Origin of the sequence: Buttiauxella noackiae (assembly GCF_000737905.1) — a bacterium.
Lineage (GTDB): Bacteria > Pseudomonadota > Gammaproteobacteria > Enterobacterales > Enterobacteriaceae > Buttiauxella > Buttiauxella noackiae.
Window position 1 is genome coordinate 284,393 of record NZ_JPRU01000001.1, and the last position, 18,195, is coordinate 302,587.

Sequence of the window (18,195 nt, forward strand, 5' to 3'; positions counted from 1 at the left end):
TTAGTAAAGTTGCGTTCTGCCATATTTTTCACCTTTGTTTAAAAATGATAACCATTTTCATTAGCATTCACATTTTGCTGTGGTTTAATCCGCTTCGCTATGCATTCTGGTGTTATGTACTCATTATTATGAAGGATTAACTTATGAAATTTGGCGTATCGTCCCTGTGCTCAATCGCAATGGTGACTACCTCGGTTTTGATGACCCCGTTCGCCGGTGCGGCCGATAACAACGAAGGGATTGTGGTTTATAACGCACAGCATGAAAATCTGGTTCAGTCGTGGGTTGACGGTTTCACGAAAGAAACCGGCATTAAAGTCACATTGCGTAATGGTGGTGATAGCGAACTGGGTAATCAACTGGTTCAGGAAGGCAGCAAGTCTCCGGCAGACGTATTTCTGACTGAAAACTCCCCGGCGATGGTGCTGGTTGATAACGCTAAATTGTTCGCGCCTCTGGATAAAAGCACGCTGGAACAGGTTGCGCCAGCTTATCGCCCTGAGCATGGACGTTGGATTGGCATTGCCGCACGTAGCACCGTATTCGTCTATAACCCGGCAAAACTGAGCGAAGCGCAGTTGCCGAAATCCTTAATGGATCTGGCTAAACCTGAGTGGAAAGGGCGCTGGGCTGCTTCTCCGTCAGGCGCTGATTTCCAGGCTATCGTCAGTGCTGTTCTGGCATTGAAAGGTGAAAAGGCGACGCTTGAGTGGCTCAAAGCGATGAAAACCAATTTCGTGGCCTATAAAGGCAACAGCACCGTGATGAAAGCGGTCAACGCGGGTCAGATCGACGGCGGGGTTATCTACCACTATTACCGTTTTGTTGACCAGGCTAAAACTGGCGAAAACAGCAAAAACACCGAACTCCACTATTTTAAACACCAGGATCCGGGCGCATTTGTCAGCATCTCTGGTGGCGGCGTGCTGGCTTCAAGCAAACACCAGCAGCAGGCTCAGGCATTCATGAAGTGGATCACGGGTAAATCTGGTCAGGACACTTTGCGCACTAACAATGCGTTTGAATATGCAGTTGGCGTAAATGCTGCTTCTAACCCGAAACTGGTTCCGCTCAAAGATCTGGATGCACCTAAAGTAGAAGCATCTTCGCTCAACAGCAAAAAAGTCATTGATTTAATGACTGAAGCTGGCCTTCTTTGATTCTTTAATATAGCGATGAGTGCCTGATGTCAGCAGTCAATATTACCGATAATCTCAATGTTAGCAGCCGTACAGCACAACGCCGGCCCGCGTTTGTGATGGTGTTATTGGCGATTTTCTTCTCGATGCTTGCGCTGATACCGCCTGCTTTTGTTGTGTTTATCGGTTTTGATACTGGCTGGGAAACGGTTAAGGCACTCATATTTCGCCCGCGTGTTGCTGAACTTCTCAGCAACACGTTGCTGCTGGTGGTTATTACCGTGCCATTGTCTGTGGCGGTGGGGACGTTACTTGCCTGGTTGACTGAACGAACCACGCTTGCGGGCAGGCGCATCTGGTCGATGCTTGCCGTCGCACCGCTGGCGATTCCTGCATTTGTGCAAAGTTATGCCTGGGTCAGCGCAGTGCCATCAATACACGGCTTATCAGCGGGCGTATTTTTGTCTGTGTTGGCGTATTACCCCTTTATTTATCTCCCCGTTGCGGCTGTTTTACGCCGCCTTGACCCGACGCTGGAAGACGTTGCCGCCTCGTTGGGTACACCGCCCTGGGCGGTCTTTTTCCGTATTGTTCTGCCGCAACTAAAGCTCGCGATTTGGGGCGGGGCGTTGCTGGTCACGCTGCATTTGCTGGCGGAGTATGGACTGTATGCGATGATCCGTTTCGATACCTTCACCACGGCTATCTACGACCAGTTCCAGTCCACCTTCAGCGGACCTGCGGCGAATATGCTGGCAGGCGTACTGGCACTATGTTGCCTGGTATTCCTGACACTTGAAGGTGTGACGCGGGGTAAAGCACGCTATGCCCGCGTGGGCGCCGGATCGCCACGCGAACAAAATCGCCTGCATCTGAATGTGCCGTTACGTGTATTGGGCCAGCTATTTTCCCTTACTGTGATATTGCTTGCGTTAGCTGTCCCGCTCGCAGTGTTGTGCCGCTGGCTGTGGTTGGGCGGTATAGAAAACTGGAATCATGCCGATCTCTGGCTTTCACTGCGCCAGACCCTGCTGCTGGCAGCAGGCGGTGCGCTGCTTATTATTCTCGCCGGGGTCCCTATTGCCTGGCTGTCAGTGCGTCACCCGCGCCCGCTGTTTCGTGTGCTTGAAGCCTGTAATTACTTTACAAGCTCGCTGCCGGGGATTGTTGTTGCCCTGGCGTTAGTGACTGTGACTATTCATTACATGCGTCCTATCTATCAGACGGAAATCACGTTGTTTCTGGCTTATTTGCTGATGTTTACGCCCAGGGCGTTAATCAACCTGCGGGCTGGTATTGCTCAAGCCCCCGTGGAGCTGGAAAACGTAGCCCGCAGCTTAGGTAAAACTCAGGCTCAGGCCATTAGCAGTATCACTTTGCGGCTTGCGGCACCAGGCGCTGCTGCCGGGGCAGCACTGGTTTTTCTTGGCATAACCAACGAATTAACTGCAACGCTTTTATTGTCGCCATTGGGCACACGTACGCTCTCGACCGGCTTCTGGGCGCTGACCAGCGAAATAGACTATGTTGCCGCCGCACCTTATGCGTTGCTGATGATTCTTATCTCGCTGCCGCTGACGGGAATTCTTTACGTGCAGTCTCAAAAACTAGCGGGTCTGTAAGATGATTGAACTTGCGAATATTTCTAAAAAATTTGGTCAGACATCGGTACTGGAACATCTGAGTTTGTCAGTGCTGCCTTCAAGTCGTACGGTGATTGTGGGGCCGTCAGGCTCGGGGAAAACCACCTTACTGCGGATTCTCGCCGGTTTTGAAACACCGGATAGCGGGCGAATCACGCTATCCGGTAAAACGCTTTTTGACGAAAACACTTTCATTCCGGCACATCAGCGTGGAATTGGTTTTGTGCCGCAGGAAGGCGCGCTTTTTCCGCATATGAAAGTGGGTGATAACATTGCCTACGGTTTGAATGGCTCAAAACATGAGAACCGCAGACGCGTGGCGGAACTGATGGAGCTGGTGTCACTCGACAGCCGACTTCAACACCACTGGCCGCATGAGATTTCTGGCGGGCAGCAGCAGCGTGTGGCGCTGGCTCGGGCACTGGCGCAAGAGCCAGTTTTGATGCTGTTGGATGAGCCTTTTTCGGCCCTCGATACCGGGCTGCGGGCTGCGACCCGCAAAGCTACGGCTGAATTACTGACCCATGCCGGCGTCGCCTCTATTCTGGTCACGCACGATCAACATGAAGCACTCTCTTTTGCCAGCCAGATTGCGGTAATTCGTGATGGGCGCTTTACGCAGGTGGGGTCACCCGTTGAGGTCTATTCGCAGCCCGTAGATGAGGCCACCGCTCTGTTTCTTGGCGATGCGTTGATTTTTAACGCGCAGATCAGTAATGGTTTTGCTCGTTGTGAGCTGGGGAATATTCCGGCGGATAACCCTAATTTTAGCGGCAAGAGGCGTATTATGCTGCGCCCGGAACAAGTCGTTATTTCGCCACTTAAGGCAGATTCGGAACCTCAGCCTGTTGTGACGATTGTTGATGTGGATTTTACCGGTTACCTGTCAACGCTGACGCTGGCATCACCCGGTTGGCCGATGCCTTTGCAGGTGAAAACCATCAGCCAACAAAACTGGCGAGTAGGGATGGGGGTGAAACTGGCCGTCAATGGCCATGCTTGTGTGCTGGCGGATTAAGGTTGGCAATTACCGTGTAAAACCGCCGTCACCCACCTGGGCTTGCGCGCACCATTTCATTAATTGAGCGGTGCCCGCTTCACCTTCGGCGGGGGCCCAGTTGGCCGCGTCTTGTTCGGCAATGGGTTGATAGCCACCGTGTTTCACTTCAAAAATCACACCGCCTTTATCCAGCGACAACACGGTATGCCAGGATCCTGCATCCATCTCCAGCGCCTTGCACTCTTCACCTAAAACAACGCGGTGAGTCACTGTACCGGAATCATCAAAATTCAAGACCAGAAAACGGCCACTGAGCGCTATCAACAGTTCAAACGTGTGTGGATGGCGGTGGGGGCGTACATAGGTTCCTGGCTCCATAGCTACAGCCAGTCGCTGCACCGGGTCGTTCAATTCGGGATGAAAATTACGGTGAGCGCGTAAACGAGGGGAGTTTGCAGCAAGCTCACTTTGCTGTTGCATATCACTGAAAGTAATCTGTTTCATATAAGCCTTTATAAAGTGATGCGGCAACCGTGACAGGTTGCCGCAAAGCGTTATGCCTCTGAGTGCAGTGAGTTAACTCCGGCATCCACGGAATATGTCGCTTTCCGGGTGGTACACGCTGGTGCTAATGTCCCAAAGGCCAAGTACTGACGAGAACAGATTGTCGTGAGAGTATTGGTTTTTAGCCGCGTTATTTTTCAGGCACGTCATATCAATATGTTTTTCGGCAATAAAACCTGGTGACATCCACACTTGCATTGGGATGTGCGTCTGCTGCTCCGGCGCCAGTTTGTACGGCGTGCCATGCAGGTACAGGCCATTTTCACCTAGCGACTCCCCATGATCGGAAACATACAGCAGCACGGTATTGTAACGGTCACTATATTGCTTCAACTTTTCAATCATTTGCGCCAGCACATAGTCCGTATGACGAATGGTATTGTCGTAGGTATTAACCAACTGCTCTTGAGTACAGTTCTCAATATCACTGCGCGCACATTCAGGCATGTAATGGCGATGTTCAGCCGGGTAACGCTGGAAATAAGTTGGGCCGTGGCTGCCAATCATATGGAAGGCGATCAGTTTGTCGCCGGCCATTTTAGCCACTTCGGCATCAAGATTTTCCAGCATCACATCGTCATAACACGTATTACCGTCACACAGTTTTGGGTTATCGGTTGGCTTAATCTCAATGGTAGGGATGCGTTTGCACGCGCCTTTACAGCCACCATCGTTCTCTTTCCAGAGCAGCGAAACCCCTGTTTTCTGTACGACATCAAGCAAGCCTTCACTGTTTGCGGCTTTGTTGCTGTCATAATCAGTGCGATTCATATTCGAGAACATGCACGGCACAGAAACCGCGGTGGCTGTACCGCAAGAGTGCACATTAGCAAATGAGATAACGCCGCCAGATTGACTGGTAAAAGCGTTCGTGTCGCGCGAATAACCGTTCATTGAGAAGTTCTGGCTGCGGGCAGTTTCACCAATAACCAGGAACATCAGCGTTGGCTTTTCTTTATTGGCAACGCGTATGGCATCGTCGCCCAACGTCTGGAAGGGTTCTTTGGTCGTAAAGTACGTATCCTTCAGATAACGAACGGTGCTGTAGACGTAGTTCGCCGGAATAATCTCTTTGTTAAGCGTTGAGTTGTTACGCCCGACAGAGGCGTAATCCTGGTAGTAAAGTGCCGCCACACCTGCAACAAGCGCCAGCGATGCCACCATAGATAGCAGACGGTATGCAATGCCTTTATACCATTTAGATGGGTATTCAATTTTAATCAAAAACAACAAGATAGCAGGCAGTACGCCGGTTAGCAGAATCCACAAAATAATGGAACCATTCAGATAGGAATGCGCTTCTTGCGGGTTTGTTTCAATGATGTTTTGGATCATTGATTGGTCAAACATCACTTTATATTTCAGCGTGGAATAACTGACCATTGAGCCTGTAATTAACAGCAGTGCAAAAAATGGCTTCAACAGAAAGCGAATAGAGAAGGGCATGAAGACAAAATTAAGAGCTGCTACCAACACGAAGGGTATGGAGATAACGAAACCGATTTTTACATGCTCAAGATGGGTCAAAATATTGTAAAAATGCAGTAATACGGGCCAGTTGAGTAAGAAGGCAAAGACCACCGCCAAGAGTAAAATCAGCGGGATGACCTTCATCCTGAAAAGTACGGGCATTAACATCTCCAACAGGTTCATTTTTTATACTATTGTTACACAGGCCAGTGGGATGGGGATGCCAACGGAGTTTCTACCGAAGGCCACCAGCGGTGCATGTGCGAGTATGATTATTGACGACCAACCTTAATTTAACCTTAATGTTTTGCGCAAGATAAAAATCAAACGGAAATTAAATGAATGCATATAAAGGAGAAAAGTGGGGAACCTTTTGGTTTTTTTATTTTTATGACAATTTGATGAACTTAATTATCCGATGTTTGTCACGAATTATTTATTTAAATTGTGCATGTCTTAATATTGGCCTAAGAAATCTCTGCTAAGTTGGTTTTAATTTAACAGTGGTTTAGATAGCAGCATTGCGAATCATTCATGTTGTGCTTTTATTTAATTAACCTGCTTCATGATTAATAAAGTTTCTACTTAATAACAGGGATATCCAATGAGTGAATTTCTGCCCTTCTCGCGTCCCGCTATGGGACAAGAAGAACTCGCTGCAGTGAGTGAAGTTTTGCAGTCCGGTTGGATAACAACAGGTCCCAAAAATCAGGCGCTCGAACAGGCATTTTGCGAGTTAACTGGCAATAAACACGCCATTGCAGTTAGCTCCGCCACTGCGGGTATGCATGTGGCATTAATGGCGTTGGGAATCCAGGCTGGTGATGAAGTGATCACCCCTTCTTTAACCTGGGTTTCAACACTGAACATGATTGTGTTGCTAGGCGCCGAACCGGTGATGATTGATGTTGACCGCGACACCCTGATGGTGACACCTGAAAGCATTGAGGCAGCCATTACGCCACGCACACGCGCCATTATTCCTGTGCACTACGCGGGGGTGCCAGCCGATATCGACGCTATCCGCGCGATAGGTGAACGCCACGGAATCCCTGTAATTGAAGATGCCGCACATGCCGCTGGAACCCACTATAAAGGCAAACATGTCGGCGACCGTGGGACGGCAATTTTCTCCTTCCATGCCATTAAAAACATGACTTGTGCTGAAGGTGGGTTAATCGTTACTGATGACGAGCCGTTTGCAAACCGGATGCGTAGTCTGAAGTTTCACGGGCTCGGTGTTGATGCTTTTGACCGCCAGACCTTAGGGCGTGCGCCACAAGCAGAAGTTATCACCCCAGGGTACAAATACAATCTCGCTGATATTAATGCCGCCATCGCTCTGGTGCAGTTAAACAAACTTGAACAACATAATGCGCGGCGTACTGAAATAGCTGAACGTTATTTGGCTGAGTTGGTCAATACGCCTTATTTACCCCTTATTCATCCTCAATGGGCACATAAACATGCCTGGCATCTTTTTATTTTACGTATTGATGAATCGCGTTGCGGCATTTCCCGTAATGAATTTATGGCGGCTTTAAAAGAGAAGGGCATTGGCACTGGGTTACATTTCCGGGCCGCTCATACCCAAAAATACTACCGCGAACGCTACCCAACACTCTCTTTGCCTGATACCGAATGGAACAGCGATCGTATTTGTTCCATTCCGTTATTTCCAACGATGTCAGATGACGACGTCTCACGCGTAATCAATGCATTACGCGAAGTTGCAGGAAAATAATATGACAACCCCTTTACCGATCCACAAAGTCTCAGTGGTCATCCCGGTTTATAACGAACAAGAAAGCTTACCCGAGCTTATCAGGCGCACGACGGCTGCCTGTGAAACCTTGGGTAAAGATTACGAAATTTTGCTGGTCGATGATGGCAGCAGCGATGAATCCGCATCCATGTTGACGGATGCTGCTGAGTTGCCGGGTAGCCATATTGTTGCGGTGTTACTCAACCGTAATTATGGCCAACACAACGCGATAATGGCTGGGTTTAGCCATGTCACCGGGGATTTGATTGTCACTCTCGACGCAGATTTGCAAAACCCGCCGGAAGAGATCCCGCGTCTGGTGGCAAAAGCTGATGAAGGCTACGACGTGGTGGGGACAGTACGTCAGAACCGCCAGGATACCTGGTTTCGTAAGCGTGCCTCGCGTCTGATTAATCGCCTGATTCAAAGCACTACCGGCAAAGCGATGGGGGATTATGGCTGCATGTTGCGCGCCTATCGCCGCCATATCATCGACGCGATGCTTAATTGCCATGAACGCAGCACTTTTATTCCCATTCTGGCAAACACCTTTGCCCGTAAAGCGACCGAGATTCCGGTGCATCACGCCGAGCGTGAGTTTGGTGATTCCAAATACAGCTTTATGCGTTTAATTAACCTGATGTACGACCTGGTGACCTGCCTGACCACCACGCCGCTGCGCATGCTGAGTGTATTTGGCAGCATTATTGCGGTACTCGGCTTCACCCTTTCAGTGCTTTTGGTTGTGTTACGTCTCGCCTTCGGCCCGCAATGGGCGGCGGAAGGGGTGTTCATGCTGTTTGCGGTGCTATTTATGTTCATCGGCGCGCAATTCGTTGGCATGGGACTGCTGGGTGAATACATCGGCCGTATCTATACCGATGTCCGCGCCCGCCCACGTTATTTTATTCAGCGCGTAGTTAGCCGCGACTCAGTTTCAACTTCAGAGGAAAATCATCAATGAAAGCTGTTGTATTTGCTTATCACGACATTGGGTGTGCAGGCATTAATGCACTGGTAGCTGCCGGTTATGACATTACAGCCATTTACACCCACCCTGATTCACCTTCTGAAAACCATTTTTTTGGGTCAGTGGCTCGCACTGCCGCAGAACATGGCATTCCGGTTTATGCGCCAGATGATGTGAATCACCCTTTGTGGGTTGATCGTATTCAATCCGCTCAACCTGATGTGATTTTCTCGTTTTACTATCGCAATTTGCTGTGCGATGAAATTCTCAACAGTGCGACGGTCGGAGCTTTTAACCTGCATGGCTCGCTGTTGCCACATTACCGTGGCCGCGCCCCGTTAAACTGGGTGCTGGTGAAAGGCGAAACTGAAACGGGCGTTACGTTACATCGTATGGTTAGCCGTGCAGATGCTGGTGCCATTGTGGCGCAACATCGTGTGGCTATTGCCCCAGCGGAAACGGCTTTAACTCTGCATCATAAATTAACTAAAGCGGCGTCTGACCTGCTGGAAGATATTCTCCCGGTTATCAAAACCGGCCATTTCCCTCAGGTTGAGCAAGACCACAGCAAAGCCAGTATTTTTGGCCGCCGAGCACCACAGGATGGCTGCATCAATTGGCATTCTCCGGCCCATGAAATTGATAACCTGATTCGTGCAGTGACCGATCCGTGGCCGGGCGCATTTAGCTATGTGGGCGGCGCTAAATTTGTTGTCTGGAAAGGGCGCGTGCTCGAAGGGCTTCAGTCTGCGAAAGCAGGAACGGTGTTATCCGTGAGCCCGCTTGTTATTGCCACCGGTGGCGGTGCGCTGGAAATTGTTACCGGGCAGACCGAAAACGGCGTCTACATGCAGGGTTCACAACTGGCGCAGACCCTTGGCCTGGTGCCAGGAGCATTACTCAGTAACCAACCGGTATCTGCCATAAAACGCCGTACTCGCGTGCTGATCCTTGGGGTGAATGGTTTTATTGGCAACCACCTGACCGAACGCCTGCTGCAAGATGATAACTTCGAAGTTTACGGCCTGGATATCGGTTCTGATGCTATCAGCCGCTTCATCGGCAATGAGCGTTTCCACTTTGTGGAAGGTGATATCAGTATTCACTCCGAATGGATTGAGTATCACATTAAAAAATGTGATGTGGTGTTGCCGCTGGTGGCGATTGCCACTCCGATTGAGTACACCCGTAACCCGCTGCGCGTATTCGAACTGGATTTTGAAGAAAACCTGAAAATCATACGCGACTGTGTGAAATACCAAAAACGCATCATCTTCCCATCTACGTCCGAAGTGTACGGTATGTGTACCGACAAAGTGTTCGATGAAGATAACTCGAACTTGATTGTTGGGCCTATCAATAAACAACGCTGGATTTACTCAGTTTCTAAGCAGCTTCTTGACCGTGTTATCTGGGCATATGGCGAAAAAGAGGGCTTACGTTTCACGCTGTTCCGTCCGTTTAACTGGATGGGGCCGCGGCTGGATAACCTCAACGCCGCACGTATCGGTAGCTCGCGCGCAATTACCCAATTGATTCTTAACCTGGTGGAAGGCTCGCCGATTAAGCTGATTGATGGTGGTAAACAAAAACGCTGCTTTACTGATATCAGCGATGGCATTGAAGCGTTGTTCCGCATTATCGAGAACAAAAATAGTAACTGTGATGGGCAAATCATCAATATAGGCAACCCGGATAACGAAGCGAGCATTAAAGAACTGGCGCAAATGTTACTGGAGAGCTTTGAAAAACACCCATTACGTAGCCACTTCCCTCCGTTTGCCGGTTTCCGTGAAGTGGAAAGTAGCACTTATTACGGCAAGGGTTACCAGGACGTGGAACACCGCAAGCCAAGTATTCGCAACGCGCATCGTCTGCTCAATTGGGAACCCACGGTTGAAATGGAACGAACCATTGATGAAACCCTGGATTTCTTCCTGAAAACAGTTGAACTGACGGAACCTCAGGCATGAGAAAAGTTGGCCTGCGCATTGATGTAGATACATGGCGGGGCACCCAGCAAGGGGTTCCGCATCTTCTTGAGATCTTAAGTTTGCACGGTATTCAGGCCACATTTTTCATGAGCGTTGGCCCGGATAACATGGGCCGCCATTTATGGCGGCTGGTGAAACCGCAATTTCTGTGGAAGATGCTGCGATCGAAAGCGGCATCGCTCTATGGTTGGGATATTTTACTGGCGGGTACGGCGTGGCCGGGCAGGCAAATTGGCGCGGGGAACGCTGAGATAATTTCGGCAGCAGCGGATCATCATGAAGTCGGTCTGCATGCCTGGGATCACTTCGCGTGGCAAACTTGGGCGGGAGTTTGGGACGCAAAGCAGCTCGATAAACAGATCCGTTTGGGGCTGGATACGCTTAGCCAAATTATCGAACAGCCCGTGACATGTTCGGCGGTTGCAGGCTGGCGAGCGGACCAACGGGTTGTGCGGGCGAAAGAGTCTTTCGGCTTCACCTACAATAGCGATTGCCGTGGAACAGCCCCCTTTCTACCGTTACTTCCTGATGGCAGTACGGGGACGGTGCAAATTCCGGTAACGCTCCCAACCTGGGATGAGGTGATTGGCGATGGCGTCAGTCGTGAAGGCTATAACCGTTTTATCCTTGATCGCATGAAGCAGGATACCGGGACCCCGGTGTATACCATTCACGCTGAAGTGGAAGGGATTGTAATGCGCAAGGATTTTAGTGAATTGCTCACCATGGCGGCGGAGGAAGGTATCAAGTTTTGTCCGTTGAGCGAGCTGTTACCTGAAGATTTATCGACTTTGCCAGTAGGTAAAGTAGTGCGTGGTGTTATTCCAGGCCGCGAAGGCTGGCTGGGTTGCCAACAATTTATCGGGTGATAAACCCTTCATATTTCACGCTGTGGGAGTGTTGGCTGCACTCCCTTGTCGGCTACCCACAACTCGAATTATTTAGGGTTTAAAACGGATGAAATCAGTCAAATATTCGCTTCTTCTGATGCTGGGTTTTGCACTTTTTTACCTGCTGCCATTGGAATTTCGCGCGCTCTGGCAACCGGATGAAACGCGCTATGCGGAGATAAGCCGGGAAATGGTGGCTGCGGGCAACTGGATTGTCCCGCATTTTCTCGATGTGCGTTATTTTGAGAAACCTGTTGCCGGGTACTGGATCAATAACCTCAGCCAACTCATCTTCGGCCATAACAACTTTGCGGTACGTTTTGGGTCCGTTTTCTCCATTATGCTCAGTGCGCTAATGGTTGCCTGGCTGGCGTTTCGTTTATGGCGTGATAAGACAGTCGCGGTGCTCTCTGGTGTCATATTCCTGACCTGCCTGCTGGTTTACGGCGTCGGTACCTATGCGGTTCTTGACCCGATGATCACGCTCTGGCTGGTGGCTGCTATGTGCAGTTTCTGGTTGGCGGTGAATGCGCAAACTACGGCGGCAAAAGCAGGGGGCTATCTGTTGCTTGGCCTCGTTTGCGGCATGGGGGTTATGACAAAAGGTTTTCTGGCGCTTGCCGTCCCTGTATTAGGCGTGTTGCCGTGGGTGATTGCACAAAAACGCTGGAAAGAAGTGTTGCTGTTTGGGCCACTTGCGGTATTGAGCGCCATTGCCATTACCTTGCCATGGGCACTGGCTATCGCTAAAGCCGAACCCACTTTCTGGCACTATTTCTTCTGGGTTGAGCATATCCAGCGCTTTGCTGAGAAAGATGCACAGCATAAAGCACCATTCTGGTATTACATCCCATTCCTCATTGCCGGTTGTTTGCCATGGGTTGCTTTGTTGCCAGGCGCGCTAAAGCGTGGCTGGCAGGAGCGCAAAATAGAAAGCGGAACGCTTTATGTCCTGGGTTGGGTGGTCATGCCGCTGCTGTTTTTCAGTATCGCAAAAGGCAAGCTGCCAACCTATATTCTGCCGTGTTTTGCACCGCTGGCAATCTTGCTTGCGCGCCATGCGACACAACTGGCTGCCTCCTCAAAAACGCTAAAAGTGAATGGCTGGATCAACACTGTTTTTGGTGGGATTTGTACGTTGGTTATCCTGTTGGTGCTGGCACCATGGGGAGTTGCGAAACATCCGGTCTATGCCAGTAATGAACTGCTGAAAGTCATTCAGGCCAGCATCGCGTTTCTGGTTTGGGCACTGGTGGGGTATTTCACTACGCGCAACCACGCGAAACGTTGGCAGTGGGCCGCGCTGTGTCCACTTGGCCTGGCACTGCTGGTGGGTGGGGTTATCCCGGACAAAGTTATCGATTCTAAAAATCCGCAGGCCTTTATCGATGTGGTACGGCCGGAGCTTGAGAGCAGCCGCTATATTCTTGCCGACAGTGTTGGCGTGGGTGCTGGTGTTGCCTGGGAATTAAAGCGTGACGACATTACGATGTATGCAAAACCTGGTGAGCTGAACTATGGCCTGACAAACTTCGCTGATGCAAAAGATAACTTTGTTTCTCGCGAAGACTTTGCCAACTGGCTGGCAACCCACCGTAAAGAGGGGAATGTTTCTTTGGTTATGTTGCTATCGAAAAATAAAGTGCCAGAAGATAATGATGTGCCCACGCCAGATCATCTCTATCGCAAAGGGCGATTTGTTCTCTTCTTCTACGAACAAATGCCATGAGTTATCTGCTCATTGTGCTGGCCAGCCTGTTGAGTTGTGGCGGCCAGCTTTGCCAAAAACAGGCGGCCTGGCGGCCAGGGCGGCGCCACTTATTCGGCTGGCTGGCATTAAGCGTGACGTTGCTCGGTTGCGCGATGTTGTTGTGGTTGCTGGTATTACAACGCATTCCCGTCAGCGTGGCCTACCCGATGTTAAGCCTGAATTTTATCTTTATTACCCTGGCGGCGCGCTTTATCTGGCATGAGACAGTTTCGCTGCGGCATTGGTTGGGGGTTTTGTTGATTATCGTCGGAATCTCCATACTGGGAGGTGCTGCCTGATGGGCTACTTCTGGGCTTTCATGAGCGTGCTGTTGGTCAGTTGCGCGCAGCTCATTATGAAATGGGCGATGATGGCATTGCCACCGGTTGAAAAGCACGACGAACTGCTTGCCGCTTTTATGAGTGCAACCCTTGGCGCGCAAGCGTTGATCGCCGGGTTACTTGCCTATGTCTTTTCAATGGCCTGTTGGTTTTTTGCATTGCGGCAAATAGCGCTGAGTAAAGCTTATCCGCTACTGAGTCTAAGTTATGTTCTGGTGTGGGCTGCGGCCATCTGGGTTCCGTGGCTGGGCGAGAGTTTCAGTGTGGGAAAACTTGCCGGCGTGAGCGTGATTTTCCTCGGGTTGTTATTGGTTTGTCTGCCAGAAAAGCATTGATTATGCGTATATGCTTTTTCCTTCTAATTGATACTTTTTTGGTTTTATAAACCACAACAGGCATCCTGCTATAGTCGTTTCATTACACATTGGCAGTTATTTTTTAAGGAAAAAGCGTGCGATTAACAAAACCTCACTTACGGATTGGGGCAGTGTTGCTGGCAGGTTTATTGCTGGCGGGCTGTGACCAACAAAGCAGTAATGCGAAACATATTAAAGTTGGTGTGATTAACGGTGCAGAGCAGGATGTGGCGGAAGTCGCGAAAAAAGTCGCTAAAGAGAAGTATGGCCTGGAAGTGGAACTGGTCGGGTTTAGCGGTTCATTACTGCCCAATGATTCCACTAACCATGGAGAGTTAGATGCTAACGTTTTCCAGCATCGCCCATTCCTCGAACAAGATAACAACGCCCATAACTACAAATTAGTGGCCGTGGGTAATACGTTCGTGTTCCCGATGGCCGGTTATTCGAAAAAAATTAAAACGGTAGATCAACTGCAAGACGGAGCCACGGTTGCAATCCCGAATGATCCAACCAATCTGGGGCGTGCTCTTCTGCTGCTGCAAAAAGAAAAATTGATTACCCTGAAAGAGGGTAAAGGGCTGTTGCCGACCGCGTTGGATATTACGCAAAACCCGCGCCATCTGAATATTATGGAGCTGGAAGGGGCACAGTTACCACGTGTGTTAGACGATGCGAAAGTTGATGTGGCGATTATTAGTACCACTTACATCCAGCAAACAGGTCTGTCGCCGGTGCATGATAGCGTGTTTATCGAAGATAAAAACTCGCCTTATGTGAACATCCTGGTTGCACGTGAAGACAACAAAGATGCGGAAAATGTGAAAGAGTTCCTGCAATCGTATCAGTCACCGGAGGTTGCGAAAGCGGCTGAAACTATCTTTAACGGTGGGGCAGTTCCTGGCTGGTAATCACTGAAATTTTTGTAAAAAATACCAGGTTGATGGGCTGTTGCTAACAGCCCATTATCTTATTTACGGCCCAGCAAGAAGCCAAATACCACACCTACGGCTGCGGCAATCGCTAAACCCGCTATCGGGTTGGTTGAGACCTGATCCCGCACACTATCTGTTGCATCTCTTACCGCGTAACTGGCTTGTGACGCATACTTTTTGGCCGCCCCCTTAAATTGATCATCAGGGTTTTGGGTATGTTTGCCATATAACTCCCTGGCAGTGCCTGCGGCTTCGTTGAGTTTGTCTGTTGTTTTGTCAAACATATTGAGCTCCTTAGATTTGATTGCGCAACTAAGTGTAGTTGAGAGAACCAGAGAGAATTGTTTTAAACCGAGAATTCAGACAATGAGAGAAAAAGCGTTATTTTGATTGGGCGTAACATTCGGCAAGGAGGTGAACGTGTCAAATTCTGAAGAGCTACAACAGCTTTATACCCGAACCAGTGAGAAAACTCTCGCTAAGTGGGCAGTGCATCCCGACATCGGGCGGGTGCGTGAAGAGGCTTTTTATGAACCACATAAGCTTGCGATGACGAGCGGAATACAGCCTGCATTGACTGCGCCGTTAAGCCAACTTCTGCATGAACTACATGAGCTTGCACATAACGACCCGCTTGCCGATGTGATGCCTTACACCGGGCTGCATTTTACTTTTTTTGCTATCACAATGCCGCTTTACCAGCGTTGCGATATATCGATGCTCGATCAGCAATTGTCGACCATTTTTGCCGAGCACGCGGAGAACCTGGTGACCACTATTAGCAATCTGCGGCTGGTGGCGTTACCTAATCAATTGCTGATTGCAGGAACACCAGACATCAAAAGTCAGTCGGCTAAAGCAGCATTTGCTCACCAACTGTGTGATTCCCCCTGGCGCGAGAAGCTGCGCGAACGGCATGGGGACATCTCGTTACCCCCTCCGTTCTGGCACAGCACACTGTTACGATATCAGGCAGAGTTTATTCCTCAGCACTTCAGAGAGTATTTTCTCGCTCATCAATCCCAACATTACGGTGATGTGACCGCGCAAGTTCAGCTGGCTTTGACCAATTACAACTGGACGGAAGTTCACAGAATTAGCGGTGATTAATCAAAAGGTGGATAACTGGCAGCCGCGACCTCCTGCAGATGCCAGTCATCAGATGTAGAACAAACAGATCAGATTAACTCGGGCAGCCCTTTCAGGAGTTTATCGAGCGTAACAGGGTAATCTCTCACCCGCACTCCGGTTGCGTTATAGACGGCATTGGCGATGGCCGCGCTCACGCCACACAACCCCAGTTCTCCCACACCTTTGGCTTTCATTGGCGAGGAAACAGGATCGCTATCGTCGAGGAAAATCACCTCCTGCACTGGAATATCGGCATGTACCGGTACTTCGTAGCCTGCAAGATCGTGGTTAACGAAATAACCTAATCTGGTATCGACAGCTAACTCCTCCATGAGTGCTGCGCCTACACCCATCGTCATGGCACCAATAACCTGGCTGCGAGCTGTTTTAGGGTTAAGTATCCGGCCAGCAGCGCACACGGCTAACATCCGGCGAACGCGCGTTTCACCGGTTGCAATATCCACTCCGACTTCAACGAAATGTGCCGCGAAAGTGGATTGCTGGTACTGCTTATCGAGCTCACCAAATTCGATATCATCTTCAACCGTTATTGTCCCGGTTGCGGCGGCCTCTTTCAGAGGGGCCGAACGGTCACCTGTGCGTATTTGTTCATTACTAAACAACGCCTGTTGCGGATCAAAGCCCAGTTTGTTTGCCACGACCTCGCGCAATTTCACACAAGCGGCATAAACGCCCGCCGTTGAACTGTTGGCACCCCATTGGCCACCCGAACCGGCAGAAACCGGGAAATCAGAATCCCCTAACCGCACCACGACTTTTTCCAGTGGTACGCCTAACATTTCAGCCGCTGTCTGGGCAATGATGGTGTAACTGCCGGTGCCGATATCCGTCATATCAGTTTCAACAGTGATAATGCCCTGTGCATCAAGATGAACCCGTGCACCGGACTTCATCACCAGGTTGTTACGAAAGCCTGCCGCAACACCCATGCCGACCAGCCAGCGCCCATCGCGTATTTGTGCAGGCTTAGCGTTCCGCTGTTTCCAGTCAAAGTGGTCGGCTCCGGTACGCAGGCATTCAACCAACTGGCGGCGGGAAAAAAATCGCTCAGGGTTTGCAGGGTCAACCTGGGTATCGTTGAGAATGCGAAACTCAACCGGGTCGATGCCCACTTTTGCGGCCACTTCATCAATAGCGATTTCCAGCGCCATCAATCCCGGTGCTTCTCCTGGCGCACGCATGGCATTGCCTTCTGGCAGGTCAAGTTTGGCCAGACGCAGCCCGGTATGGCGGTTAGCACCTGCATATAACAACTCAGTTTGCTGAACGGCTGTTTCCGATGGGCCGCCAGCAAGATTACCAGACCAACTTTCATGTGAGATGGCGCTAATCCGCCCGCTGTTATCCGTGCCGATGCGAATATGCTGAATAGTTGCCGGGCGGTGAGTGGTGTTATTGGCAATCAAGGGCCTTTGCAACGCAATTTTGACGGGGCGTTTTGCCGCATGAGCGCCAAGGGCGGCCAGTAACGCATCGCTACGTAAGAACAGCTTGCCGCCAAAACCACCGCCAATATAGGGCGAAAACACCCGTATATTTTCTTTGGCGAGCTTCAGGGTTTTAGCCAGATCACTACGACACCAGTCAATCATCTGATTGGAAGTCCATAGGGTAAGTTTAGGTCCCTCCCACGCAGCCAATGAAGCATGTGGTTCCATCGCCATATGGCTTTGATCCGGGGTGGTGTAGGTGGCATCAAACTGCACCGCAGAAGCGGCAAAGGCACTGGCAAAATCACCGGTTGATTTGTCCGGTTCCTCTTCAGTTGCGGTGGTGACGGCGGGTTTTTCCTCGGCAAGATTGTATACCCCCTGTTCGCGGCGGTAATCGACCTTAATCAGTTCCGCCGCCGCACGAGCTTGCTCGAAGGTTTCTGCGACCACCACGGCAATGGCCTGGTGATAGTGTTCAATCGTTGGGCCTGCAAGTAGCTTTGCCGGGTTTTTTTCACCTTTTCCAAGCGGGCCTGCATTCTCCGCCGTCACAATAGTCAGTACGCCCGGGGCATTGCGGGCTGCTTGTAAATCAATCGAGTTGATATGCCCTTTAGCAATCGCGGAACCCACCACATAGCCATATGCCACATTAGCCACTTCGTTATGCCATTCGTAGGCATAGTGCGCAGTGCCTGTCGTTTTCAGGTGACCATCAATACGGTCATGGGGTTGCCCAACGACGTTGAGCTGATCTATTGGGTTATCTTTTGCCGGAGTATCAAATTTCATT

Annotated in this window: 16 protein-coding genes; 12 read left to right on the plus strand and 4 right to left on the minus strand. The window is 50.2% G+C overall.

Going from position 1 to position 18,195, the window contains the following annotated elements:
- Positions 1–143 precede the first annotated feature (143 nt).
- From IX31_RS01220 to IX31_RS01230, 3 genes are all read left to right on the plus strand, one after another.
- Positions 144–1,160, plus strand: coding sequence for an iron ABC transporter substrate-binding protein (locus tag IX31_RS01220; protein ID WP_034455324.1), 1,017 nt, complete (start codon positions 144–146; stop codon positions 1,158–1,160).
- A gap of 98 nt (positions 1,161–1,258) precedes the next feature.
- Positions 1,259–2,761 (plus strand): ABC transporter permease, encoded by a 1,503-nt coding sequence (locus IX31_RS01225; RefSeq protein WP_122973998.1) that lies wholly within the window; start codon positions 1,259–1,261, stop codon positions 2,759–2,761.
- Position 2,762: 1 nt separating this feature from the next.
- Entirely contained in the window at positions 2,763–3,800 is a 1,038-nt protein-coding gene (locus IX31_RS01230; protein WP_034455326.1) for an ABC transporter ATP-binding protein, read from the plus strand.
- Between the two features lie 9 nt (positions 3,801–3,809).
- Here the strand turns inward: IX31_RS01230 and IX31_RS01235 are convergent, their stop codons facing one another.
- Positions 3,810–4,286, minus strand: a complete 477-nt coding sequence (locus tag IX31_RS01235) for a WbuC family cupin fold metalloprotein (RefSeq protein WP_034455327.1) — start codon at positions 4,284–4,286, stop codon at positions 3,810–3,812.
- A 72-nt stretch (positions 4,287–4,358) separates the two neighbouring features.
- A complete protein-coding gene (locus tag IX31_RS01240; protein ID WP_034455328.1) occupies positions 4,359–5,978 on the minus strand; it encodes a phosphoethanolamine transferase in 1,620 nt (539 codons plus the stop codon).
- 442 nt (positions 5,979–6,420) lie between these two features.
- Between IX31_RS01240 and arnB the strand changes: the two genes are divergently transcribed.
- The 8 genes from arnB to nlpA all read left to right on the plus strand — a co-directional run bounded on the left by arnB (position 6,421) and on the right by nlpA (position 14,793).
- Complete coding sequence (gene arnB, locus IX31_RS01245) at positions 6,421–7,560, plus strand: UDP-4-amino-4-deoxy-L-arabinose aminotransferase (RefSeq protein ID WP_034455329.1); 1,140 nt, start codon at positions 6,421–6,423, stop codon at positions 7,558–7,560.
- 1 nt (position 7,561) lies between these two features.
- Complete coding sequence (gene arnC / locus IX31_RS01250) at positions 7,562–8,545, plus strand: undecaprenyl-phosphate 4-deoxy-4-formamido-L-arabinose transferase (RefSeq protein ID WP_034455330.1); 984 nt, start codon at positions 7,562–7,564, stop codon at positions 8,543–8,545.
- Positions 8,542–10,524: a bifunctional UDP-4-amino-4-deoxy-L-arabinose formyltransferase/UDP-glucuronic acid oxidase ArnA gene (gene arnA / locus IX31_RS01255; RefSeq protein ID WP_034455332.1), complete on the plus strand. Its 1,983-nt coding sequence runs from the start codon at positions 8,542–8,544 to the stop codon at positions 10,522–10,524. The genes arnC and arnA overlap by 4 nt, the downstream gene beginning before the upstream one ends.
- Positions 10,521–11,414, plus strand: a complete 894-nt coding sequence (arnD, locus tag IX31_RS01260) for a 4-deoxy-4-formamido-L-arabinose-phosphoundecaprenol deformylase (RefSeq protein ID WP_034455333.1) — start codon at positions 10,521–10,523, stop codon at positions 11,412–11,414. Before arnA ends, arnD begins: the two co-directional genes overlap by 4 nt.
- Positions 11,415–11,502: 88 nt before the next feature.
- Positions 11,503–13,164: a lipid IV(A) 4-amino-4-deoxy-L-arabinosyltransferase gene (arnT, locus tag IX31_RS01265; RefSeq protein ID WP_034455335.1), complete on the plus strand. Its 1,662-nt coding sequence runs from the start codon at positions 11,503–11,505 to the stop codon at positions 13,162–13,164.
- A complete protein-coding gene (gene arnE / locus IX31_RS01270) occupies positions 13,161–13,484 on the plus strand; it encodes a 4-amino-4-deoxy-L-arabinose-phosphoundecaprenol flippase subunit ArnE (RefSeq protein ID WP_034455336.1) in 324 nt (107 codons plus the stop codon). Before arnT ends, arnE begins: the two co-directional genes overlap by 4 nt.
- Positions 13,484–13,861 (plus strand): 4-amino-4-deoxy-L-arabinose-phosphoundecaprenol flippase subunit ArnF, encoded by a 378-nt coding sequence (arnF, locus tag IX31_RS01275; protein WP_034455337.1) that lies wholly within the window; start codon positions 13,484–13,486, stop codon positions 13,859–13,861. The genes arnE and arnF overlap by 1 nt, the downstream gene beginning before the upstream one ends.
- 116 nt (positions 13,862–13,977) lie before the next feature.
- On the plus strand, positions 13,978–14,793 hold the full coding sequence (gene nlpA / locus IX31_RS01280) for a lipoprotein NlpA (protein ID WP_034455338.1): 816 nt from the start codon (positions 13,978–13,980) through the stop codon (positions 14,791–14,793).
- A gap of 59 nt (positions 14,794–14,852) precedes the next feature.
- Here the strand turns inward: nlpA and IX31_RS01285 are convergent, their stop codons facing one another.
- Positions 14,853–15,101 carry an ElaB/YgaM/YqjD family protein gene (locus IX31_RS01285; RefSeq protein ID WP_034455339.1) on the minus strand — a complete coding sequence of 83 codons (249 nt, stop codon included), beginning with the start codon at positions 15,099–15,101 and terminating at the stop codon, positions 14,853–14,855.
- A 136-nt stretch (positions 15,102–15,237) separates the two neighbouring features.
- Here IX31_RS01285 and IX31_RS01290 point away from each other — a divergent pair, with 136 nt between their 5' ends.
- A complete protein-coding gene (locus IX31_RS01290; protein ID WP_034455340.1) occupies positions 15,238–15,927 on the plus strand; it encodes a hypothetical protein in 690 nt (229 codons plus the stop codon).
- Between the two features lie 68 nt (positions 15,928–15,995).
- On the opposite strand, the gene paoC is transcribed toward IX31_RS01290, so the two are convergent.
- A complete protein-coding gene (paoC, locus tag IX31_RS01295; RefSeq protein ID WP_034455341.1) occupies positions 15,996–18,194 on the minus strand; it encodes an aldehyde oxidoreductase molybdenum-binding subunit PaoC in 2,199 nt (732 codons plus the stop codon).
- Between the last annotated feature and the right edge of the window lies 1 nt (position 18,195).

Excerpts from the sequence above, each read along its gene's own strand:
- paoC (WP_034455341.1), bottom strand. The coding sequence starts at position 18,194 with ATGAAATTTGATACTCCGGCAAAAGATAACCCAATAGATCAGCTCAAC.
- arnE (WP_034455336.1), top strand. The coding sequence starts at position 13,161 with ATGAGTTATCTGCTCATTGTGCTGGCCAGCCTGTTGAGTTGTGGCGGC.
- arnF (WP_034455337.1), top strand. The coding sequence starts at position 13,484 with ATGGGCTACTTCTGGGCTTTCATGAGCGTGCTGTTGGTCAGTTGCGCG.
- IX31_RS01230 (WP_034455326.1), top strand. The coding sequence starts at position 2,763 with ATGATTGAACTTGCGAATATTTCTAAAAAATTTGGTCAGACATCGGTA.
- arnT (WP_034455335.1), top strand. The coding sequence starts at position 11,503 with ATGAAATCAGTCAAATATTCGCTTCTTCTGATGCTGGGTTTTGCACTT.
- IX31_RS01235 (WP_034455327.1), bottom strand. The coding sequence starts at position 4,286 with ATGAAACAGATTACTTTCAGTGATATGCAACAGCAAAGTGAGCTTGCT.
- arnC (WP_034455330.1), top strand. The coding sequence starts at position 7,562 with ATGACAACCCCTTTACCGATCCACAAAGTCTCAGTGGTCATCCCGGTT.
- arnB (WP_034455329.1), top strand. The coding sequence starts at position 6,421 with ATGAGTGAATTTCTGCCCTTCTCGCGTCCCGCTATGGGACAAGAAGAA.
- IX31_RS01285 (WP_034455339.1), bottom strand. The coding sequence starts at position 15,101 with ATGTTTGACAAAACAACAGACAAACTCAACGAAGCCGCAGGCACTGCC.
- IX31_RS01225 (WP_122973998.1), top strand. The coding sequence starts at position 1,259 with ATGGTGTTATTGGCGATTTTCTTCTCGATGCTTGCGCTGATACCGCCT.
- arnA (WP_034455332.1), top strand. The coding sequence starts at position 8,542 with ATGAAAGCTGTTGTATTTGCTTATCACGACATTGGGTGTGCAGGCATT.
- IX31_RS01240 (WP_034455328.1), bottom strand. The coding sequence starts at position 5,978 with ATGCCCGTACTTTTCAGGATGAAGGTCATCCCGCTGATTTTACTCTTG.
- IX31_RS01220 (WP_034455324.1), top strand. The coding sequence starts at position 144 with ATGAAATTTGGCGTATCGTCCCTGTGCTCAATCGCAATGGTGACTACC.
- arnD (WP_034455333.1), top strand. The coding sequence starts at position 10,521 with ATGAGAAAAGTTGGCCTGCGCATTGATGTAGATACATGGCGGGGCACC.